Annotated in this window: 19 protein-coding genes; 13 read left to right on the forward strand and 6 right to left on the reverse strand. The window is 69.7% G+C overall.

Annotated features, from left to right (window positions below; all coding sequences use genetic code 11):
* The first annotated feature begins 2 nt into the window (after positions 1–2).
* Positions 3–1,688 carry a hypothetical protein gene (locus tag VPA02S_RS11615; protein WP_012745297.1) on the forward strand — a complete coding sequence of 562 codons (1,686 nt, stop codon included), beginning with the start codon at positions 3–5 and terminating at the stop codon, positions 1,686–1,688.
* Here the strand turns inward: VPA02S_RS11615 and VPA02S_RS11620 are convergent, their stop codons facing one another.
* Positions 1,689–2,720 carry a LacI family DNA-binding transcriptional regulator gene (locus tag VPA02S_RS11620; RefSeq protein WP_012745296.1) on the reverse strand — a complete coding sequence of 344 codons (1,032 nt, stop codon included), beginning with the start codon at positions 2,718–2,720 and terminating at the stop codon, positions 1,689–1,691.
* 111 nt (positions 2,721–2,831) lie between these two features.
* On the opposite strand from VPA02S_RS11620, the gene VPA02S_RS11625 reads away from it, so the two are divergent.
* The 7 genes from VPA02S_RS11625 to VPA02S_RS11655 all read left to right on the forward strand — a co-directional run bounded on the left by VPA02S_RS11625 (position 2,832) and on the right by VPA02S_RS11655 (position 9,891).
* Positions 2,832–3,734: a dioxygenase family protein gene (locus VPA02S_RS11625; protein WP_174545059.1), complete on the forward strand. Its 903-nt coding sequence runs from the start codon at positions 2,832–2,834 to the stop codon at positions 3,732–3,734.
* Positions 3,735–3,754: 20 nt separating this feature from the next.
* Entirely contained in the window at positions 3,755–4,519 is a 765-nt protein-coding gene (locus VPA02S_RS11630; protein WP_012745294.1) for an SDR family NAD(P)-dependent oxidoreductase, read from the forward strand.
* On the forward strand, positions 4,516–5,406 hold the full coding sequence (locus VPA02S_RS11635; RefSeq protein WP_018906670.1) for a beta-keto acid cleavage family enzyme: 891 nt from the start codon (positions 4,516–4,518) through the stop codon (positions 5,404–5,406). The genes VPA02S_RS11630 and VPA02S_RS11635 overlap by 4 nt, the downstream gene beginning before the upstream one ends.
* 372 nt (positions 5,407–5,778) lie before the next feature.
* Entirely contained in the window at positions 5,779–6,777 is a 999-nt protein-coding gene (locus VPA02S_RS11640; RefSeq protein ID WP_012745292.1) for a quinone oxidoreductase family protein, read from the forward strand.
* Positions 6,778–6,802: 25 nt separating this feature from the next.
* Positions 6,803–7,165 carry a cupin domain-containing protein gene (locus tag VPA02S_RS11645; RefSeq protein ID WP_012745291.1) on the forward strand — a complete coding sequence of 121 codons (363 nt, stop codon included), beginning with the start codon at positions 6,803–6,805 and terminating at the stop codon, positions 7,163–7,165.
* Between the two features lie 54 nt (positions 7,166–7,219).
* Positions 7,220–8,215 carry a tripartite tricarboxylate transporter substrate binding protein gene (locus tag VPA02S_RS11650; protein WP_012745290.1) on the forward strand — a complete coding sequence of 332 codons (996 nt, stop codon included), beginning with the start codon at positions 7,220–7,222 and terminating at the stop codon, positions 8,213–8,215.
* A gap of 2 nt (positions 8,216–8,217) precedes the next feature.
* On the forward strand, positions 8,218–9,891 hold the full coding sequence (locus VPA02S_RS11655) for an amidohydrolase (protein ID WP_012745289.1): 1,674 nt from the start codon (positions 8,218–8,220) through the stop codon (positions 9,889–9,891).
* Here VPA02S_RS11655 and VPA02S_RS11660 read toward each other — a convergent pair.
* Positions 9,888–10,466 carry a uracil-DNA glycosylase family protein gene (locus VPA02S_RS11660; RefSeq protein WP_012745288.1) on the reverse strand — a complete coding sequence of 193 codons (579 nt, stop codon included), beginning with the start codon at positions 10,464–10,466 and terminating at the stop codon, positions 9,888–9,890. The genes VPA02S_RS11655 and VPA02S_RS11660 overlap by 4 nt on opposite strands.
* Before the next feature lie 16 nt (positions 10,467–10,482).
* Complete coding sequence (locus VPA02S_RS11665) at positions 10,483–11,313, reverse strand: isocitrate lyase/PEP mutase family protein (RefSeq protein ID WP_012745287.1); 831 nt, start codon at positions 11,311–11,313, stop codon at positions 10,483–10,485.
* A 98-nt stretch (positions 11,314–11,411) separates the two neighbouring features.
* Between VPA02S_RS11665 and VPA02S_RS11670 the strand changes: the two genes are divergently transcribed.
* Positions 11,412–11,870 carry a CopD family protein gene (locus VPA02S_RS11670; RefSeq protein ID WP_062363846.1) on the forward strand — a complete coding sequence of 153 codons (459 nt, stop codon included), beginning with the start codon at positions 11,412–11,414 and terminating at the stop codon, positions 11,868–11,870.
* Here VPA02S_RS11670 and VPA02S_RS11675 read toward each other — a convergent pair.
* Genes VPA02S_RS11675 through VPA02S_RS11685 form a run of 3 tightly spaced genes read right to left on the reverse strand, consistent with a single transcriptional unit; the run spans position 11,867 to position 14,772 of the window.
* Positions 11,867–12,304, reverse strand: a complete 438-nt coding sequence (locus VPA02S_RS11675) for a VOC family protein (protein WP_012745285.1) — start codon at positions 12,302–12,304, stop codon at positions 11,867–11,869. The genes VPA02S_RS11670 and VPA02S_RS11675 overlap by 4 nt on opposite strands.
* Positions 12,305–12,319: 15 nt before the next feature.
* Complete coding sequence (locus VPA02S_RS11680; RefSeq protein WP_012745284.1) at positions 12,320–13,561, reverse strand: CaiB/BaiF CoA transferase family protein; 1,242 nt, start codon at positions 13,559–13,561, stop codon at positions 12,320–12,322.
* An 11-nt stretch (positions 13,562–13,572) separates the two neighbouring features.
* The gene (locus tag VPA02S_RS11685) at positions 13,573–14,772 is read right to left on the reverse strand and encodes an acyl-CoA dehydrogenase (RefSeq protein ID WP_012745283.1); all 1,200 of its coding nucleotides are present in this window, start codon (positions 14,770–14,772) and stop codon (positions 13,573–13,575) included.
* A gap of 176 nt (positions 14,773–14,948) precedes the next feature.
* Here VPA02S_RS11685 and VPA02S_RS11690 point away from each other — a divergent pair, with 176 nt between their 5' ends.
* The 4 genes from VPA02S_RS11690 (at position 14,949) to VPA02S_RS11705 (ending at position 18,606) form a co-directional block, all read left to right on the forward strand.
* Complete coding sequence (locus VPA02S_RS11690) at positions 14,949–15,857, forward strand: LysR substrate-binding domain-containing protein (RefSeq protein WP_012745282.1); 909 nt, start codon at positions 14,949–14,951, stop codon at positions 15,855–15,857.
* Positions 15,858–15,919: 62 nt separating this feature from the next.
* The gene (locus VPA02S_RS11695; protein WP_012745281.1) at positions 15,920–16,324 is read left to right on the forward strand and encodes a phage holin family protein; all 405 of its coding nucleotides are present in this window, start codon (positions 15,920–15,922) and stop codon (positions 16,322–16,324) included.
* Positions 16,325–16,508: 184 nt separating this feature from the next.
* The gene (locus VPA02S_RS11700; RefSeq protein WP_012745280.1) at positions 16,509–17,348 is read left to right on the forward strand and encodes an IclR family transcriptional regulator; all 840 of its coding nucleotides are present in this window, start codon (positions 16,509–16,511) and stop codon (positions 17,346–17,348) included.
* 175 nt (positions 17,349–17,523) lie between these two features.
* Entirely contained in the window at positions 17,524–18,606 is a 1,083-nt protein-coding gene (locus tag VPA02S_RS11705; protein WP_012745279.1) for a TRAP transporter substrate-binding protein, read from the forward strand.
* Positions 18,607–18,613: the final 7 nt, after the last annotated feature.

Genomic DNA, 18,613 nt, shown 5'->3' on the forward strand with positions numbered 1-18,613 from the left:
GCGTGCCCCAAACCGCCGCCCCCACCCCGCTTTCCATCGAACTCACTTCGCCGCAATCGGTCAACGGCCAGCGCGCGGCGTTCCAGTCGCTCTGGCTGCTCGCACGCATGAAGCACGCGCACGATGCCGAAGGCGGCCTCGTGCGGCTGGCCGACCTGCGCGGCGAAGTCTCCGATGCGAGCACGCTGCGCATGGTCGTGAGCCGCGCGTTCCGCGACTTCAAGGCCTGGCACATCGAGGTCGGCTGGGGCGAGGACACGCAGCGCGAGCCGCGTTTCCTGAATGCCGAGCGGCGCAGCCAGGGGCCGTTCTGGCTGCCCCCCGCCGAGGCGAAGCGCGTGCGCATGCTGGTGGGCGGCCGCGCGGCCACGGCCGCCGAAGTGGCTTCCTTCCTGGGCCTGCGTTCGCGCAAGGCCCGCGCGGGTGCGCCCGGCTCGGCGCCACCCGATGCGGTGCACCTGCAGGACGCAGCGTTCTGGAAGCAGCTGGTGGCCGCGCAACAGGCGGCGCGGCAAGGCCGGCTGATGGCGCCGGTGGCGGGCGGCGGCGCGGCCGGGTCGCCGGCCAAGTCGCCGCCCAGTGCGCTGGAGTCGATCCGCCTGGCCGGCACGCTGGCCGCCACGGACTTCCAGCGCGCGCTGGTCACGCTCAACGAGGCCATGCTGTGGCGCCGCCTCGGCGACAACGAGCAGGCGCGCCGCCGCCTGCAGGCCCTCAAGAAGCAGCGCCTGGCCCACCACGTGGCAGGCAACGACTATTTGGGCGCGATGGAATGCATCGTCTCGGCCTGGTGCGCCTACACCGCGCGCGACCTGCCGCTCGCGCAGTCGCTGCTGGGCGGCATGGCGAACGATGCGGCGCGCAGCCTGGTGCTGCGGCACCACCCCGACGTGCGCTTCGAGTGGTGCAACCTGTGGGCGCTGGTGTGCCGCTCGCGCGCGCTGGGGCTCTCCGCCGACGACAAGCCAGCCGCCGCAGCGCTCGCCGAAGAGTCGCTGCAGCGCTTCGGCGAAGCGCTGGCCGCGGCCTTCGAGTCGCATTCCTTCGACGCCGCGCAGCACGTGGCCGCCAACATGGGCATGGCCGCGTGGCTGTTCGACCGCGTGGGCCTGTCCGACCTGCCGGCGCTCGCGCACGACGGCCATGCCGACACCACGCGCCGCGCAGTGCAGTGGATCGCCTTCAGCGAATGGCTCTGCGGCCACACCGACGGCCAGGGCCGCTCGGCCTGGAACGCGATCTACCTGATGCGCATCGCGCGCGGCCACTGCCGGCCCGAGCCGCAGCCCACGCTCGCGCAGTTCCGCGCGCAGGAGCCGCTGGACCCGGCCGCGATCTCGCAGCTCGCCGGACCGCTCGCGGATGCCTTCGACACCGCGCACTGGCCCGCGCGCTGGGTCGGGGTGGCACAGGCGCGGCTGGCCGACCACCAGGCCGGCCGGCGCCGCTACCCCGGCCTGCAGCATTGCAGCCTGCTGTTCGAGCACGCCTGGTATGCGGCGCATGCGGGCGACCTGAAGGCGGCCGAGCAGTCGCTGGGCTCGTTGCGCGAAGCCTTGCCGCAGTTGGTGCCGAGCGACCGCGCCTACTTCACCGAATCGTGGAACGACACGCTGCCGGCCGAGCTGGTGCTCGAAGCCAGGCCGCCGCGGCGGCCGGCGGCGCGCAAGAAAACCCTGCCCCGCTGATCAGCGCACGGAAGGCGCGCCGGTCGACTTGCGCACCACGAGCTCGGGCCGCAGCACCACGGTCGATGCCGACATGGCGCGGCCGTCGATCTCCTCGAACAGCATCTCGGCCGCGCGCCAGCCGAGCTCGCGGTGCGGCAGGCGGATGGTGGTGAGCGGCGGGTCGACCATGTCGACCAGCGGCATGTCGTTGTGGCCGGTGACCGAGATGTCCTTCGGCACGCGCAGGCCGGCCTCGCGCAGTGCGTCGTAGGCGCCCAGCGCCACGAGGTCGTTGCAGCACACCACGGCCTGCGGAGCCGGGCCGGCCTCGAGCATCTGCCGCATGGCGGCCGCGCCGGCCTCGCGGCTGTAGCTTTCGCACTCGACCACGCGCAGCGGCTTCATTCGGTGGTCGCGCAGCGCCTGCTCCAGGCCCAGGCGCCGGCCCACGCCGGTGGGAATGTTCTGCGGCCCGGCCAGGTGCGCGATGCGCTTGTGGCCCAGGCCCACGAGGTGGTCGACCGCGAGCTTCATCGCGAGCCGGTCGTCGCTCACCACGGCCGGCAGGCGGCCGGTCTCGTCGGCGCGGTTGACCAGCACCGCCGTCATGCCGGCCTTGGCGACGAAGTCGACCAGCGGATCGTCGCGCGTAGCGGTGGCCAGGATCACGCCGTCGACGCGCTGCGCCAGCATGCGCTCGAGCACCGGCCGCGCGAGCGCGGGGTCGACCACGTTGGTCACGAACACGAAGTAGCCGCGCGCCGCCGCGCTGGCCTCGATGCCCTGCAGGATCGGCGGGAACACCGCGTTGGTGATGTCGGGCACCAGCACGCCGATGGTGTGGGTGCGGCCCGTGCGCAGCGCCGAGGCCGCGCGGTTGGGCCGGTAGCCCAGGCGCTGCGCGGCCTCCTCCACCACGCGCAGCACCTCGTCGCTGATCAGCGAGCGCTTCTCGGGGCTGAGCGCGCGCGACACCGTCGACACATGCACGCCGGCCGCGCGGGCAACGTCGCGGATGGTCACGGGGGAAGAAGGCGGGGTGGTGCTCATGACTGATTAGTGCAAACGATTGTCGCTTGTGCGGAGCGCTGGAACGGCTTTCCGGCATTCCCAGGTTCGCCAACAGGGTCATTTTACTTTCTGCCGGTTTGGACTAAGATCATGCAAACGATTGCACAAACATCCGACGAGACTCCCATGAACATCGCCACCTCCCCCGACTCGGTGCTGGGCTTCGCGCTCCAAGCCATGGAGCGCACACCCGATGCGCGCCTTCGCACCGTGATGAACGCACTCACGCGCCACCTGCATGCCTTCGTCCGGGAGGTGAAGCTGAGCGAGGAGGAGTTCGAGCAGGCGCTCGAATTCATCGTCGCCATCGGCCAGGCCACGGGCGAGAAGAAGAACGAGGTGGTGCTGGCGGCCGACATCCTCGGCATCTCCACCGTGGTGGCGCTGCAGAACAACCAGGACCCGCACGGCGAATCGCCGGCCGCGCTGCTCGGCCCGTTCTGGCGCGCGAATTCGCCGGCCTGCGCGCTGGGCGACAGCATCGCGCGCTCGGGCACGCCGGGCCTGCCGCTCGCGGTGGCGGGCACGGTGCGCAATGCGCGGGGCGAGCCGATCGCCGGCGCCACGGTCGACGTGTGGCAGGCCTCGCCGATCGGCCTCTACGAAAACCAGGACCCGGCGCAGGAAGACATGAACCTGCGCGGCCGCTTCACGACCGATGCGCAAGGGCGCTTCCACTTCCGCAGCGTGCGGCCGGCCGGCTATCCGGTGCCGACCGACGGGCCCTGCGGCGTGCTGCTGCGCGCGCAGCAGCGCCACCCCAACCGGCCCGCGCACCTGCACTTCATGGTGAGCAAGCCGGGCCACAAGGTGCTGGTCACGCAGGTGTTCGCCGATGACGACCAGAACCTCGAGAGCGACCCGACCTTCGGCGTGACGCAGCGGCTGATCGGCTGCTTCGCGCTGGCGCCCGACGGCCAGAGCGCCACGCTGCAGTATGACTTCCAGCTCGAACCGGGCGAGATGAAGTTTCCGCGTCCACCCATCCCCTGAACCCACCACGCTTGCATCCCATGAGCTTCGATCCTGTTTCCCGACTCGACGGCAAGGTCGCCGTCATCACCGGCGGCCTTGGCGCCATCGGCTATGCGACGGCGGTGCGCCTTGCAACGCTCGGCGCCACCTGCGTGCTGCTGCACCGCAAGGGCGACGATGCGGCGGCCCGCGCGGCCGCCCTGCCCTCCGCCAGCGGACAGCGCCACGCGGCGATCCGTGCCGACATCGTCGACACGCCGAGCCTGGAGGCCGCGGCCGCCGAGGTGAAGGCCGCGCATGGGCGCTGCGACATCCTCGTCAACAGCGCCGGGCACACGCAGCCCGTTCCCGCGGGCGACCTCGATGCGCTGACCGACGAACTCATCGACGACATCGTGCGCGCCAACTTCCGCGGCGTGTTCGCAACCATCCGCGCCTTCGCGCCGATGCTGAAGGACAGCGGCGACGGGCTCGTCGCCAACATCTCGTCGATCGCCGGCTTCACGGGCGTGGGCAGCAATCTCGCGTATGTCGCGGCCAAGGCCGGGCTCGACGTGGTGGGCGATGCACTGGCCAAGGCGCTGGCGCCGGCGGTGCGCGTGGTGTCCGTCTCGCCGGGCGCGGTCGAATCGGGCTTCGTGCCAGGCCGCGGCGCCGAGTTCGCGAGCAAGATGGCGAGCACCACGCCGCTCGGGCGCATCGGCAAGCCCGACGACGTGGCCGCCGCGGTGGAGGCGCTCGCAACGACGATGCGCTTCGTCACCGGCACGCGCATCGTGGTCGACGGAGGGCGCCACCTGTGAGCACCGCCAAGACGCTCATCACCTGCGCCGTCACGGGCAACCTCGTGAAGCCCGAACAGACGCCGCACCTGCCGATCACGCCGGTGCAGATCGCCGACGAATGCCTGGCCGCGGCCGAGGCCGGCGCGGCGCAGGTGCACATCCATGTGCGCCATCCCGAGACCGGCAAGCCGTCGATGGAGGTGGAGCTGTACCGCGAGGTGGTCGACCGCATCCGGCGCGGCAATCGCGAACTGGTCATCAACCTCACGACCGGCCCCGGCGGGCGCTTCATTCCGAGCGAGGACGATCCGAAGATCGCCGCGCCCGGCACCACGCTGCTGCCGCCCGAGAAGCGCGTGGAGCACATCGCGCTGATCAGGCCCGACGTGTGCTCGCTCGATCTCAACACCATGAACTCGGGCCCCGACGTGGTGATGAACACGCCGAAGAATGTGCGCCGCATGGCCAGGGTGATCCGCGAGGCGGGCGTGAAGCCCGAGCTGGAGATCTTCGATTCGGGCGACATCAACCTTGCGCTCGACCTCATCGCCGACGGCACGCTCGACGGCCCCGCGATGTGGACCTTCGTCCTCGGCGTGAAGTACGGCTTCGCGCCCACGCCCGAGACGCTGCTCTACGCCCGCAACATGCTGCCGCGCGGCGCGTTCTGGAGCGCCTTCGGCATCGGCCGCATGGAGTTCCCGATCGTTGCGCAGGCATGGCTGCTCGGCGGCCATGTGCGCGTCGGCATGGAGGACAACATCTACCTGGAGAAAGGCGTGCTGGCCGAAAGCAATGCGCAGCTGGTGGCGAAGGCGCGCGACATCCTGCTGAGCCTTGGGGGCGAGATTGCGAATCCGCGGGAGGCGCGCGCGATGCTGGGTTTGCCTGGTGGGGGGAGCTGACTTGCGAACTCTTTCTATTCGGTGCGCGGTGCGTTTGGTGCCAGCTGATTCAGGGCGCGCTCCCGCCGACGGGGTACCTTGCTCCGCGAATGTCCCCCGGGCTTCGCCCTCCTCCTTTATTTCGCTGCGCAAGGCACCCCATCGACGGGAGCGTTATGCGGAGCAGTCGTTGATCAGCGATGCACAACGAGCGTGCCCTCGTGCACAGAGCATCGGGTGCTCCCCGCAGCGAAATCAAGGAGGAGGCCGCAGGCCGGGCGACATTCGCGGAGGGGAGTACCCGGTGATCTGTGCACACGCCCTGAACAACAGCGCCCCGAATAACAGCGCCAAGAACAAAAGAACGCCCGAACAACACAAGCACTCCGCAACATGAGCACCGACACGCCCCCCACCTCCCGCGCACTGCGCGTGAACGAAAAGGCCGCCAATCTCGAAGCGCTGCAGCTCCAAGCCGCGCCGCAGCCCGAACCCACCGCGCCCCCCGGCTACGCCGTGGTGCAAGTCGCCGCCGCCGCGGTCAACCCGAGCGACGTCAAGGCTGCGCTGGGCCTCATGCCGCAAGCCGTGTGGCCGCGCACGCCGGGCCGCGACTTCGCAGGCACCGTGGTGAGTGGTCCCAGCGAATGGATCGGCCGCGAAGTCTATGGCTCGGGCGGCGACATCGGCATCACGCGCGACGGCTCGCATGCGCGCTATCTCGTGCTGCCCGAGGCCGCGCTGCGCGCCAAGCCCCAAGGCATCTCGATGGACGAAGCCGGTGCCGTGGGCGTGCCCTTCGTCACCGCCTACGAAGGCTTCAGACGCTGCGGCATGCCGCAGGCCGGGCAGACCGTGCTGGTGCTCGGCGCCAACGGCAAGGTCGGCCAGGCGGCGGTGCAGCTGGCCTCGCAGGCTGGTGCGCGCGTGATCGCGGTGCAACGCCGCGCCGGTCCGTTCGAGGGCTTCGCGTGCGGGCCGGTCGACGTGATCGATGCGCGCCACCATGCCGACGTGGGCGCGCAGGTGCGCGAGCTCACCGGCGGGCGCGGCGCGAACATCGTCTACAACACCGTCGGCAGCGCCTACTTCGAGGCCGCCAACAAGGCCATGGCCAAGGGCGCGACGCAGATCTTCATCGCCACGCACGAACGCGCCGTGCCCTTCGACATCTTCGCGTTCTACCGCGGCATGCACACCTTCGTGGGCATCGACTCGCTCGCGATGGACTGCGTGGCCTCCACCGCCCAGCTCGACGCGATGCGGGAAGGCTTCGAACGCGGCACGCTCAAGCCCTTTCCGGTGGCGCGGCACTTCGCGCTCGACGAAGCGATGGACGCCTACCGCCTCGTGCTCTCGGGCAGCACCGACCGCGTCGTGCTGCGCCCCTGAATCGAACAACCCAAGGAACACCGCCATGCACGTGACCCGTTTCAGCGAGGCGCCGCACTACGAGGCGCCCAACCATTTCGACATGCGCTGCCTCCGCCTGCAAGGCAAGGAGGCCGGGCCTTCGACGCAGATGTGGATGGGCATGAGCCAGATCCTGCCCGGCGGCCGCACCGGGCTCGACGGCTCGCCGATGGAGAAGCTCTACCTCGTGCTCGAAGGCCAGCTCCATGTGGTCGGCGAGCTCGACGGCGCGCACCAGGAAGAAGTGCTCGGCCCCTACGACAGCTGCCGCTTCGCACCCGGCGAAAAGCGCCAGCTCGAGAACCGCAGCAACCGGCCGGTGCTGGTGGCGCTGGTGATGCCGAACAGCGTGCCGCCAGCCGCATAGGCCGGCTCCAGTCTTTCATCGCTCACCCAAATTAAATCAACGGAGACAAGACGCATGAAGAAGACATTCGACACCTGGAGCCGCCGGCAGGCGCTCACGCTGGCCGCGGCGCTCGCGGCCATCGGCACGCTCGGCGCCGCACACGCGCAGAACCCATGGCCCGGCACGCAGCCGATCAAGCTCGTGGTGCCCTTCACGGCGGGCAGCGGCACCGACATCGTCGCGCGGCTCGTGGCCGAGAAGCTCGGGCCCGCGCTGGGCACCAGCGTGGTGGTGGACAACAAGCCCGGCGCCGGCGGCACGCTGGGTGCGGCCATCACGGCCAAGGCGCCAGCCGACGGCTACACGCTGCTGGTGCATTCGGCCGGGCACCTGGTGAATCCATGGATCTACAAGGGCCTGTCGTACGACACGATCAAGGACTTCACCGGCATCACGCCCATGGCGAGCCTGCCCAACGTGCTGGTGACCGGGCCTTCGCACTTCGCGAACGTGCGGGACCTGGTCGCAAAGGCCAAGGCCAATCCGGGCGGACTCAACTACGGCTCCGCGGGCAATGGCTCGGCCACGCACATGAATGCCGAGGTGTTCCGCCTCGCGGCCGGGCTCGATGCGCAGCACGTGCCCTTCCGCGGCACGCCCGAGGCCATGACCGAGGTGATGGCCGGACGTGTCGACTGGTTCTTCGCGCCGATGGTGTCGGCCCTGCCGCTCATCAAGAGCGGCAAGCTGCAGGCGCTGGCCGTGGGCACCGCGAAGCGCTCGCCCGCGCTGCCCGAGGCGCCCACCACGGTGGAGGCCGGCGTGCCGGGTTCCGAGTACCTGTTCTGGGTCGGGCTCTTTGCACCCGCGAAGACGCCGCAGCCGGTGGTGGACCGGCTGCAGGCCGAGGTCGCGAAGATCATGGCCTCGCCCGAACTCAAGGAACGGCTCGACAAGCTCGGCGCCGAGCCCTTCACGATGCCGTCGGCGCAGTTCAACAAGTTCATTGCCGATGAAACCACCAAGGCGCAGCAGGTGGTCAAGGCCGCGAGCATCAAGGTGGATTGAACATGCGCACACTGCTCATGGCGGCCGGGGCGGCTGCACTGCTGCTGCGGCCGCCTGCCGCACAGGCCCAGCCGGCCGACCTGATCGTCACCAACGCGAAGATCGCCACGCTCGACGCGGCCGCCACCACCGCGCAGGCCCTGGCCGTGCGCGACGGCCGCATCGTGGCGGTCGGCAATGCCGCGCAGGTGCGCGCGCTCTCGGGCCCGATCACGCGCACGGTGGATGCGGGCGGGCGCACCGTGGTCCCGGGGCTCATCGACTCGCACATGCATGCGGTGCGCGCGGCGCTGAGCTATTCGACCGAGGTCAACTGGATCGGCGCCGGCAGCATCGGCGAAGCCATGGAGCGCATCCGCGCCGCGGCCGCGCGTGCGCGGCCCGGCGGCTGGCTGATCGTGGCGGGTGGCTGGACCGAGCAGCAGTTCGTCGAGCGCCGCCGCCCCACCGCGGCCGAGCTGCAGGAGGCGGCACCGAACCATCCGGTGTACGTGCAGCTGTTCTACGAAGCGGTGGTGATGACGCCCAAGGCGCTCGAGGCGCTGGGCGTTCCGGCGGGCACGCTGCCGGCCGGCATGAAGCCCGCGGCGGACGGTGCGCCGGGCTGGATGACGGGCGACATCGTCGGCATCTCGGCCCTCTTCGACAAGCTGCCCAAGCCGACCTACGACGACAACCTGGCCGGCACGCGCGCCTTTTTCCGCGAGCTGAACCGCCTGGGCGTCACCGGCCTGGTGGACCCGGGCGGCTTCAGCATTGCGCCGTCGCAGTACGCGGCGCTGTTCGAGCTGTGGCGCGAGAAGGCGCTGACGCTGCGCGTGGCCTACAGCGTGTTCGCGCAGAAGCCCGGCGCCGAGCTGCAGGAGTTCCGAGAGCTCACGCAGATGCTGCCGATGGGCTTTGGCGACGACATGCTCAAGTTCAACGGCCTCGGCGAGCGCGTGACGCTCGCGATGTACAACAACAATTTTCCCGACGCAGCCGCGAAGGAGAAGTTCTACGAGCTCATCAAGTGGGCGGCGATGCGCAGGCTCGCGGTCACCATCCACTGGCAGGAGAACGGCTCGGTCGACCACCTGCTCGGTCTCTACGAGAAGCTCAACGCCGAAGTGCCGATCAAGGAGCTGCGCTGGTCGATCGCGCACCTGGACGACGCCTCGCCCGAGACGCTCGCGCGCATGAAGGCGCTGGGCATCGGCTGGACCATGCAGGACGCGATGTACTTCCAGGGCGACCGCGCGCTCGCCACGCGCGGCGAGGCGGCGCGCCGCATGCCGCCCATCGGCAGCGCACTGCGCACCGGCGTGAACGTGGGCGCCGGCACCGATGCGCACCGCGTGGCTTCGTACAACCCTTTTGTCGCGCTGCAATGGATGCTCGACGGCAGGACCGTGAGCGGCAAGGCGATGCGCGGTGCCGACGAGACGCCCACGCGCGAACAGGCGCTGCGGCTCTACACGGTGGGCAGCGCGTGGTTCAGCTTCGACGAGGCAAGGCGCGGCACGCTCGAAGTGGGCAAGCTCGCGGACTTCGCGATCCTCGACCAGGACTTTTTCTCGGTGCCGCTGGAGCGCATCGGCAAGACCGTGTCGCTGATGACGGTGGTGGGCGGGCGCGTGGTCTATGCCGCGCGGCCCTTCGATGGGGCAGGCACCTCGGTGGCTGCGGCACCCTAGGGCTGCGCGAGCGCCTGCCGCACGCGTTCGCGCAGCACCGGCAGCACCTCGCTCTCGAACCACGGATGGTGCTTGAACCAGCCGGTGTTGCGCGGCGACGGATGCGGCAGCGGAATGAAGCGCGGCGCAAATTCCGCAAAGGCCGCGACGGTCTCGGTGACGCCGGCCTTGCGCGCCGCGCCCAAAAAATGGCGCTGCGCGTACTGGCCGATCAGCAGCGTGAGCTCGACCCGGCTCATCTGCGCGAGCAGGCGCGCATGCCAGAGCTCGGCACACTCGCGGCGCGGCGGCAGGTCGCCGCTGCTGCCGCGGCCGGGGTAGCAGTAGCCCATCGGCATGATCGCGATGCGCGCAGCGTCGTAGAAAACCTCGCGCTCGATGCCGAGCCAGCGGCGCAGCTGCTCGCCGCTCTTGTCGTCCCATGGCAGGCCGGTGGCGTGCACCGTCAGGCTCGGCGCCTGGCCGACGATCAAGAGGCGCGCGCTGGCGCTGGCCTGCACCACGGGCCGCGGGCCCAGCGGCAGCTGCGCGGCGCAGGCGGTGCAGCCGCGGATTTCCGCGAGCAGCGCATCCATGGCGCCGGCCCGCGCGCTATTCGGAGAACCGGCCGAAGAAGCCATCGAGATCGGCCCCGGAGGCCGCGCCTTCGAAGCCATCGAAACGTCCCTTCTCGGCCAGCGCCCGGGCGGCGCGGTCGAAGCCGCCCCAGGCCGCGCGGGCGAGCGCGCCGCCCACGCTGACGCGCCGCACGCCGAGCGCGGCAATGTCCTGCATGCCGAGCTCGCTGGCCCAGCCGATCAGCAGGTTGACCGGCTTGGGCGCCACCGCGGCCACCACCGCCGCGATCTGCTCGCGCGTGCGGATGCCCGGCGCGTAGAGGCAGTCGGCGCCGGCCTCGGCGTAGGCCTTGAGGCGGGCGATGGCGTCGTCCAGGTCGGGGCGGCCGACAAAGAAGTTCTCGGCGCGGCCCACCAGCAGCGTGTCGCCGCCGGCCGCGTCGATGGCGCGGCGCGCCGCGCGCAGCCGTTCGACCGCCACGCCGATCTCGAACAGTGGATTGGCCGCATCGCCGGTCGAATCCTCGATCGACAGGCCTGCCACGCCGGTCTCGACCGCGAGGCGCACGCTTTCGGCCACGCCCTCTACATCGGCCGCGAAGCCGTTCTCGAAGTCCGCATTCACGGGCAGGTCGGTGGCACCGACGATGTCGCGCAGGTGGGCCAGCATGGTGTCGCGCGACTGCCCTCCGTCGGCCAGGCCCTGCGACCAGGCATGGCCCGAGCTCGTGGTGGCCAGCGCCTTGAAACCCAGGCCCTGCAGGTAGCGCGCGCTGCCCTTGTCCCAGGGGTTCGGAATGGCGAAGCAGCCCTGTTCGTGCAGCGCGCGGAACTCGGCGCGTTTCTGGGCGACGGTGCGGGTCATGGAAGCCTCATCTTTCTTTGTTGCGTGCGAAGGATGGGGTTTTAACGCAACGGCTCGGACATTGCGCGGGCACAGCTTTCGGTGTTCTGATCGGCCCCATGTCCTACGCCTTCCTGCTCTTCATCCATCTTCTCGCCGCCGCCTTCTGGGTCGGCGGCATGGCCACCCTGCACTTCGCGGTGCGCCCCGCCGCGGTCGCCACGCTGGAGCCGCCGCTGCGGCTGCGCACCATGGCGGCGGTGCTGCGGCGCTTCTTCGTGGGCGTGGACGCGGCCGTCACGCTGCTGTTCGTGACCGGCGTGGCGATGATCCTGCTCGCGGGCGGCTTCCGCGCGGTGCACTGGCGCATCGAGGCGATGATGGGCATCGCCATCGGGATGGCCGGCATCTACGTGTACATCCGCGCCTCGGTGTTCAAGGCGCTGCGGCGCGCGGTGGAGGAAAGCGCGTGGCCGGTGGCGGCCGGGCGGCTCGACATGGTCCGCAAGTTGGTGAGCCTGAACCTCGCGCTCGGCGTGGCGGTGTTTGGCGTGGCGATCCTGGGACGCGCCAGCTAACTGTTGCCTGCCGGCCCTTTGAGCTCGACGCTGTTGCCGTCAGGGTCGGTGATGTAGATCGAAGGCCCATTGCCCTCGGCGCCGAAGTTGTTCTGCACCTCGCCGTGCACCGGCACGCCGTGCCGCGCCATCAATGCGCGGATCGCCGCTTCGTCGAAGGGCTCGATGCGCAGGCAGAGATGGTCGACGTTGCGGCCTTCCTTGCCGGCCAGCGCGCCGCCCTGCTTGCCAAGCGGGCCATCGGGCGTGACGAGGTCGATGAGGTTGGTGCCGGCGCGCAGATGCACGAGCCCCAGGTTGTCGCGGCGCCTCTCGACCGCGCAGCCGAGCACGTCGCGGTAGAAGGCAATGGCGCGCTCCGCGTCCTTCACGCGCAGCACGACATGATCGATGCGCAGCACCGAGAACGGCGGGCTGTGTATCGGGTCCGTCATGGTTTGCTCTCCTTGCTACACCACGCCGGCCGCGCGCAGCGCGTCGAAGCGCGCGCCATCGATGCCGAACTCGGCCAGCACCTCGCGCGTGTGCTGCCCGAGCGCGGGCGGCGCATGGCGCAGCACGGGCGGCGTGGCCGTGAGGCGCAGCGGGCTCGCCACGCCGGTGATGCTGGCGATGCCGTCGCCCGCATCGCGCGGCAGCGTGACCGCGAGGCCGCGCGACTTGACCTGCGCGTCGTCGAAAGCCTGCGCAATGTCGTTGATCGGGCCGCAGGGCACGGCCTTGTCTTCGAGCAGCGCGACCCAGTCGGCGGTGCTGCGGGTGCGCGTGAGCTCTTCCATCATCGGGATGAGCACGCCGCGGTGCTTCACGCGCAGCGTGTTGGTCGCAAAGCGCGCATCGGCGGCCCACTCGGCATGGCCAGCCGCTTCGCAGAAGCGCGCGAACTGGCCGTTGTTGCCGATGGCCAGCAGCATCGAGCCGTCCTGCGTCGGAAAGTCTTGATACGGCGCGAGGCTCGGGTGCGTGTTGCCCTGGCGCTGCGGTGCCTTGCCGGTGTTGAGGAAGGCGCTCGCCTGGTTGGCGAGGATGGCCATGCCCACGTCGAGCAGCGCCATGTCGATGTGCTGGCCTTCGCCCGTGCGGCCGCGCACCTGCAGCGCCGCGAGGATGGCGGTGCTTGCATAGACGCCGGTGAACAGGTCGGTGAGCGCCACGCCCACGCGCAGCGGGCCGCCGCCGGGCTCGCCGTCGGGACGGCCGGTGATGCTCATCATGCCGGTCATGGCCTGGATCATCAGGTCGTAGCCCGCGCGCTCGGCGTAGGGGCCGTCGTGGCCGAAGCCGGTCACGCTGCAGTAGATGAGGCGCGGGTTGGCCGCGCGCAGGCTCTCGTGGTCGAGGCCGTACTGCTTCAGGCCGCCGGTCTTGAAGTTCTCCACCACGATGTCGGCCTGCGCCGCCATCTGCTTCAGGAGCGCCTGGCCGTCGGGCGTGGCCATGTCGACCGTGACCGAGCGCTTGTTGCGGTTGCAGGCCGTGAAGTAGCTGGCCTGGTCGGTGTCGTTGCCGTCCGCGTCCTTGATGAACGGAGGGCCCCAGGTGCGCGTGTCGTCGCCGACGCCGGGGCGTTCGATCTTGACGACGTCGGCGCCCAGGTCCGCGAGGATCTGCGTGCACCAGGGGCCCGCGAGCACGCGGGACAGATCGAGGACCTTGATGCCGTCCAGGGCTGCGGGCTTGGTGGCCGTCATGCGCTCTTCGTTCAGTTGGCGAAGGCGGCGATGCCGGTGATGGCACGGCCCAGGATGAGCGCGTGGATGTCGTGCGTGCCTTCGTAGGTGTTGACCACTTCCAGGTTCACCAGGTGGCGCGCCACGCCGAACTCGTCGCTGATGCCGTTGCCGCCCATCATGTCGCGCGCCAGGCGGGCGATGTCCAGGGCCTTGCCGCAGTTGTTGCGCTTCATGATCGAGGTGATCTCGACCGAGGCCGTGCCCTCGTCCTTCATGCGGCCCAGGCGCAGGCTCCCTTGCAGGCCCAGCGTGATCTCGGTCTGCATGTCGGCCAGCTTCTTCTGGATCAGCTGGTTGGCGGCGAGCGGGCGGCCGAACTGCTTGCGGTCCAGCGTGTACTGGCGGGCGCGGTGCCAGCAGTCTTCGGCGGCGCCGAGCGCGCCCCAGGAGATGCCGTAGCGCGCGCTGTTGAGGCAGGTGAAGGGGCCCTTGAGGCCCTGCACTTCGGGGAAGGCGTTTTCCTCGGGGCAGAACACGCCGTCCATCACGATTTCGCCGGTGATGCTGGCGCGCAGGCCGACCTTGCCGTGGATCGCCGGAGCGCTCAGGCCCTTCGTGCCCTTCTCGAGCACGAAGCCGCGGATCGGGCCCACGGTGCCGCTTTCGCTGACTTCCTTGGCCCAGACCACGAACACGTCGGCGATGGGCGAGTTGCTGATCCACATCTTGGCGCCGGAAAGCGAGTAGCCGCCCGGCACCTTCTTGGCGCGCGTGACCATGCTGCCGGGGTCGGAGCCGTGGTCGGGTTCGGTCAGGCCGAAGCAGCCGATCCATTCGCCGGTGGCGAGCTTGGGCAGGAATTTCTGCTTCTGCGCCTCGGTGCCGAATTCGTTGATCGGCACCATCACGAGCGAGCTCTGCACGCTGGCCATCGAGCGGTAGCCCGAGTCGACGCGCTCGACTTCGCGCGCGATCAGGCCGTAGGCCACGTAGTTGAGGCCGGGGCCGCCGTACTGCTCGGGGATCGTGGGGCCGAGCAGGCCGAGCGCGCCCATTTCGCGGAAGATGGCGGGGTCGGTCTCGCCGCTGCGAAAGCCCTCGATGACGCGGGGCGCGAGGCGCTCCTGGCAGTAGGCATTGGCCGCGTCGCGGATCATGCGTTCTTCGTCGGTCAGCTGCTGGTCGAGAAGAAGGGGATCGTCCCAGTGGAATTGCGCTTTGGCGGCCATGTGCTTGTCTCCGGAAGAGGGAAAAAGGGGGGAATGGGCCGATCCTAGCCATGCGGGGGGTTGGGCGCAAACGATGAATCCTCACCCAGATATGCGTCTTGTGCACATCTGACACCCATAGGAGGAGACGTTTCCATTGGTGACGGCACTCCTCCAGTCATACACTTGCGGCATACATGCGCCGCAAGATCCCGCCCCTGCAGACCCTCGTGTGCTTCGACGCCGCCGCGCGCCACGAGAGCTACACCCGCGCCGCGCAGGAACTCGCGCTCACGCAGAGCGCGGTGTCGCGCCAGATCGGCACGCTCGAGGCCTTCCTGGGCGTGGCGCTGTTCCGCCGCACGCGCCACGGCGTGGCGCTCACCGCGAGCGGCGCGGCCTATGCGCGCCAGATCACCAAGCGGCTCGAGGCGATGGAGCGCGACACGCTCGACGCCATGGCGCACCAGGGCGAAGGCGGCTCGCTCTCATTGGCGGCGGTGCCCACCTTTGCCACGCGCTGGCTGATGCCGCGGCTCAAGGGCTTTGCGGCGCTGCAGCCCGACGTGGTGGTGCACATCGAGACGCGCACCCGGCCTTTCCTGTTTGCCGACGCGGAGTTCGACGCCGCGCTGTATGCCGGCACGCCCGCGCAGGTCGAGAACTGGGCCGGCACGCGCGCGCTCATGCTGATGCACGAGGACGTGGTGCCGGTGTGCAGCCCCTCGCTGTTGCTGCGCGGCAAGGCGGTCGCGCCCGCGGCCATCGCGCAGATGCCGCTCCTGCAGCAGAGCACGCGGCCCGACGGCTGGCGCCAGTGGTTCGACGCGCAGCAGGTCGATGCACCCAATGCACGCGGCGGGCCGCGCTACGAGCTCTTTTCCATCTTGGCCGCGGCCGCCTCGCACGGCCTGGGCGTGGCGCTGATGCCCACCATGCTGGTGGCCGACGAACTCGCGCGCGGCGAACTCGTGGTGGCCTGCGCGCGGCCGCTGTCGGGCGAGCGCAACTACTACCTCGTGACGCCCGAGCGCGCCGACCAGCGGCCGCTGCTGAAGTTCTTCAGCGACTGGCTGCTGGCCGAGGCGCAGCGCAGCGCCGTCTAGCCAAGACAGTGCCGATATGATGGTCCGCACCATCGCGCGCACCGCCTTGCGCCCCTCATACCATGCTGAACAACCTCGCTCCCTTTCTCGTGCACTGGGCCATCACCGCGCTGTCGCTGTGGGTGGCCAGCCTGATCTTTCGCGGCATCAAGTTCGAGAGCACTTCCGCGCTCGTGATCTCGGCCCTGCTGCTGGGCCTGGCCAATGCCGTCGTCAAGCCGCTCCTGATCGTGCTCACGCTGCCGCTGACGCTGTTGACGCTCGGCCTGTTCCTGCTGGTGATCAACGCGCTGATGATCATGCTGGTGGCCGCGCTGGTGCGCGGGTTCAAGCTCTCGGGCTTCTGGACCGCGTTCTTCGCGAGCATCTTCATCTCGCTGCTGAGCATTGCGATCGATTCGCTGGTGAGCAGCGGCGACCCCGCCACCACCATCCAGATGCCGACGGGCAGCGGCAAGTGGCTGTAGCCGCGGCGGGATGCCGCCGATGGCCGGCATCCGCGTAATCACTGCCCCCGGGGCACTCGATTGGCGAGGATGATGTCGACAATATTCAATACTTTTGTCGACAAAAATAGCCGGACGCACCGGCGCTGAGCGGCTGAGGCCGTGCCGGCGGCGGGGGTGGCGTGCAACTTGCAAGGATCTGGACATGACGGACAGCAGCTCCCCCCGCTCCTCCTCCTCTTCCAAGGCCGCCGGCAAGGTCATGCGCATCGACCGCGACGGCGACGGCACCGTGCAATCGCTCACGCGCGCCATGCAGCTGCTCGAACTGCTGGCCGACGACGACGAGGGCTACCGCCTGGTCGACATCGCGGCGCGCAGCGGCCTCTCATCGTCCACCGCGCACCGCCTGCTCACCACGCTGGAGCAGCGCCAGTTCGTCCAGTTCGACCGCGAAACCAGCCTCTGGTATGTGGGCGTGCGCTGCTTCTCGGTGGGCGCGGCCTTCGGGCGCCGGCGCCGCATTGCGCACCTGGCGCTGCCGGTGATGCGGCGGCTGCGCGACAGCTCGGGCGAAAGCATCAACCTGGGCATTGCCGACCTGGGCGACATCGTGTTCGTCACACAGGTGGAAAGCCGCGAGCTGATGCGCGCCATCGGCAAGCCGGGTTTCCGCGCACCGCTGCACGGCACCGCCATGGGGCAGGCGATCCTGGCCGCCATGGCCGAGGACGACGTGCTGCAGTACCTGCGCACCTACGGCCTGCCCAAGCTCACGCCCAACACCATCGCACGCGCATCGCGGCTGCACGAAACGCTGGGCGAGGTGCGCCGCGCGGGCTATGCGGTGGACGACGAGCAGAACGCCGTGGGCCTGCGCTGCATTGCCGCCGCCATCCGCGACGAGCACGGCCAGCCCTTCGGCGCGATCTCGCTGGTGGGGCCGACGCAGCGCATCAAGGCGGCCGACTTCGCGCAGCTGGGCGCCACGGTGCGCGGCGCCGCCGACGAGATCACCGCGGCCTACGGCGGGCGCCTGAAGTAGCCGCCGGCCGCGCGTCTTCCACCGGCGCGCAGCGCCAAGTGCTTGATCCGCAAAGATTTTTTCTGCCGTTCCCGGTGCGCGGAAAACTCTGCGCGGGCGCCATGCGGCGCGCTTCAATGGCCTCCTGCATTGCCGCCTTGCCGATCCGCCCACCTTTGCCCTTCCAGGAGAAATCATGCCGCTGCGCCCTCTTGCCAAGCCCTCTTTTCCAAGGCCGTTCGCCGCGGCCTGCCTGCTCGCGCTGGCCACCGTGCTCGCCCTTCCCGCCGCCCAGGCGCAGGAGCGGATCAAGCTCAAGGCTATCGGCCAGCCGCTGGCCACCGGGCTCATCCAGAAGAACAAGGAACAGCCCTTCTTCGAGAACTTCGCGGCCCGCACGGGCCTGCCGATCGACGTCGACTACAAGCCCATCGACACGCTCGGCATCAAGGACACCGAGCAGCTGCGCGTGATGAAGGCGGGCCTGTTCGACATCGTCTCGCTGCGCGTGTCGCAGAACTCGCGCGACGAACCGACGATCCTGGGCCTCGACCTGGTCGGCGCCGCGCCCGACTTTGCCACCGGCCGCAAGGTGGCCAAGGCCTACTTCGACACGGTCGATGCGCGGCTGCAGCAGCAGTTCAACGTGAAGCTGCTCGGCGTATGGCCCTTCGGCCCGCAGATCCTGTTCTGCAAGAAGCCGATTGCCTCGCTGGCCGACATCAAGGGCATGAAGGTGCGCGTGTACGACCAGAACCTGGCCAAGTTCATCGAGCTGGTGGGCGCAACGCCGGTGCCGGTGTCGTTCGCCGACACGCACCAGTCGCTGTCGCTCGGCGTGGTCGACTGCGCCATCACCGGGCCGAGCTCGGCCAACTCGGCCGGCTGGCCCGAGGTCACCACGCACCAGCTGGCCATCGGCTTCCAGATGGCGCTCAACGGCTACGGCATGACGATGAAGTCATGGAACGCGCTCAAGCCCGACCAGCAGGCCAAGCTCAAGGCCGCCTTCGACGGCCTGACCGACGAGGTGTGGAAGTACTCCGAGGAGCTGTTCCGCGATGCGCTCAACTGCAACGCCGGCAGGGACCCGTGCACCACCGGCAAGAAGTTCAAGCTGGTCGACGTGCCGGTCACGCCGGCCGACCTCGAGCTGGTGCGCGGCGCGGTCGGCAAGGTATCGCTGCCGGTGTGGGCCGAGGTCTGCGACAAGTCGAACCCGGGCTGCTCCAAGGGCTGGCAGGCCACGGTGGCGCCGGTGCTGGGGCTCAACAAGTGAGCAGCGC

This window comes from Variovorax paradoxus NBRC 15149 (genome assembly GCF_001591365.1).
Lineage (GTDB): Bacteria > Pseudomonadota > Gammaproteobacteria > Burkholderiales > Burkholderiaceae_C > Variovorax > Variovorax paradoxus.

Excerpts from the sequence above, each read along its gene's own strand:
- VPA02S_RS11690 (WP_012745282.1), top strand. The coding sequence starts at position 14,949 with ATGCGCCGCAAGATCCCGCCCCTGCAGACCCTCGTGTGCTTCGACGCC.
- VPA02S_RS11695 (WP_012745281.1), top strand. The coding sequence starts at position 15,920 with ATGCTGAACAACCTCGCTCCCTTTCTCGTGCACTGGGCCATCACCGCG.
- VPA02S_RS11685 (WP_012745283.1), bottom strand. The coding sequence starts at position 14,772 with ATGGCCGCCAAAGCGCAATTCCACTGGGACGATCCCCTTCTTCTCGAC.
- VPA02S_RS11660 (WP_012745288.1), bottom strand. The coding sequence starts at position 10,466 with ATGGATGCGCTGCTCGCGGAAATCCGCGGCTGCACCGCCTGCGCCGCG.
- VPA02S_RS11670 (WP_062363846.1), top strand. The coding sequence starts at position 11,412 with ATGTCCTACGCCTTCCTGCTCTTCATCCATCTTCTCGCCGCCGCCTTC.
- VPA02S_RS11705 (WP_012745279.1), top strand. The coding sequence starts at position 17,524 with ATGCCGCTGCGCCCTCTTGCCAAGCCCTCTTTTCCAAGGCCGTTCGCC.
- VPA02S_RS11630 (WP_012745294.1), top strand. The coding sequence starts at position 3,755 with ATGAGCTTCGATCCTGTTTCCCGACTCGACGGCAAGGTCGCCGTCATC.
- VPA02S_RS11665 (WP_012745287.1), bottom strand. The coding sequence starts at position 11,313 with ATGACCCGCACCGTCGCCCAGAAACGCGCCGAGTTCCGCGCGCTGCAC.
- VPA02S_RS11650 (WP_012745290.1), top strand. The coding sequence starts at position 7,220 with ATGAAGAAGACATTCGACACCTGGAGCCGCCGGCAGGCGCTCACGCTG.
- VPA02S_RS11700 (WP_012745280.1), top strand. The coding sequence starts at position 16,509 with ATGACGGACAGCAGCTCCCCCCGCTCCTCCTCCTCTTCCAAGGCCGCC.
- VPA02S_RS11625 (WP_174545059.1), top strand. The coding sequence starts at position 2,832 with ATGCAAACGATTGCACAAACATCCGACGAGACTCCCATGAACATCGCC.
- VPA02S_RS11640 (WP_012745292.1), top strand. The coding sequence starts at position 5,779 with ATGAGCACCGACACGCCCCCCACCTCCCGCGCACTGCGCGTGAACGAA.
- VPA02S_RS11645 (WP_012745291.1), top strand. The coding sequence starts at position 6,803 with ATGCACGTGACCCGTTTCAGCGAGGCGCCGCACTACGAGGCGCCCAAC.
- VPA02S_RS11675 (WP_012745285.1), bottom strand. The coding sequence starts at position 12,304 with ATGACGGACCCGATACACAGCCCGCCGTTCTCGGTGCTGCGCATCGAT.
- VPA02S_RS11680 (WP_012745284.1), bottom strand. The coding sequence starts at position 13,561 with ATGACGGCCACCAAGCCCGCAGCCCTGGACGGCATCAAGGTCCTCGAT.
- VPA02S_RS11655 (WP_012745289.1), top strand. The coding sequence starts at position 8,218 with ATGCGCACACTGCTCATGGCGGCCGGGGCGGCTGCACTGCTGCTGCGG.
- VPA02S_RS11620 (WP_012745296.1), bottom strand. The coding sequence starts at position 2,720 with ATGAGCACCACCCCGCCTTCTTCCCCCGTGACCATCCGCGACGTTGCC.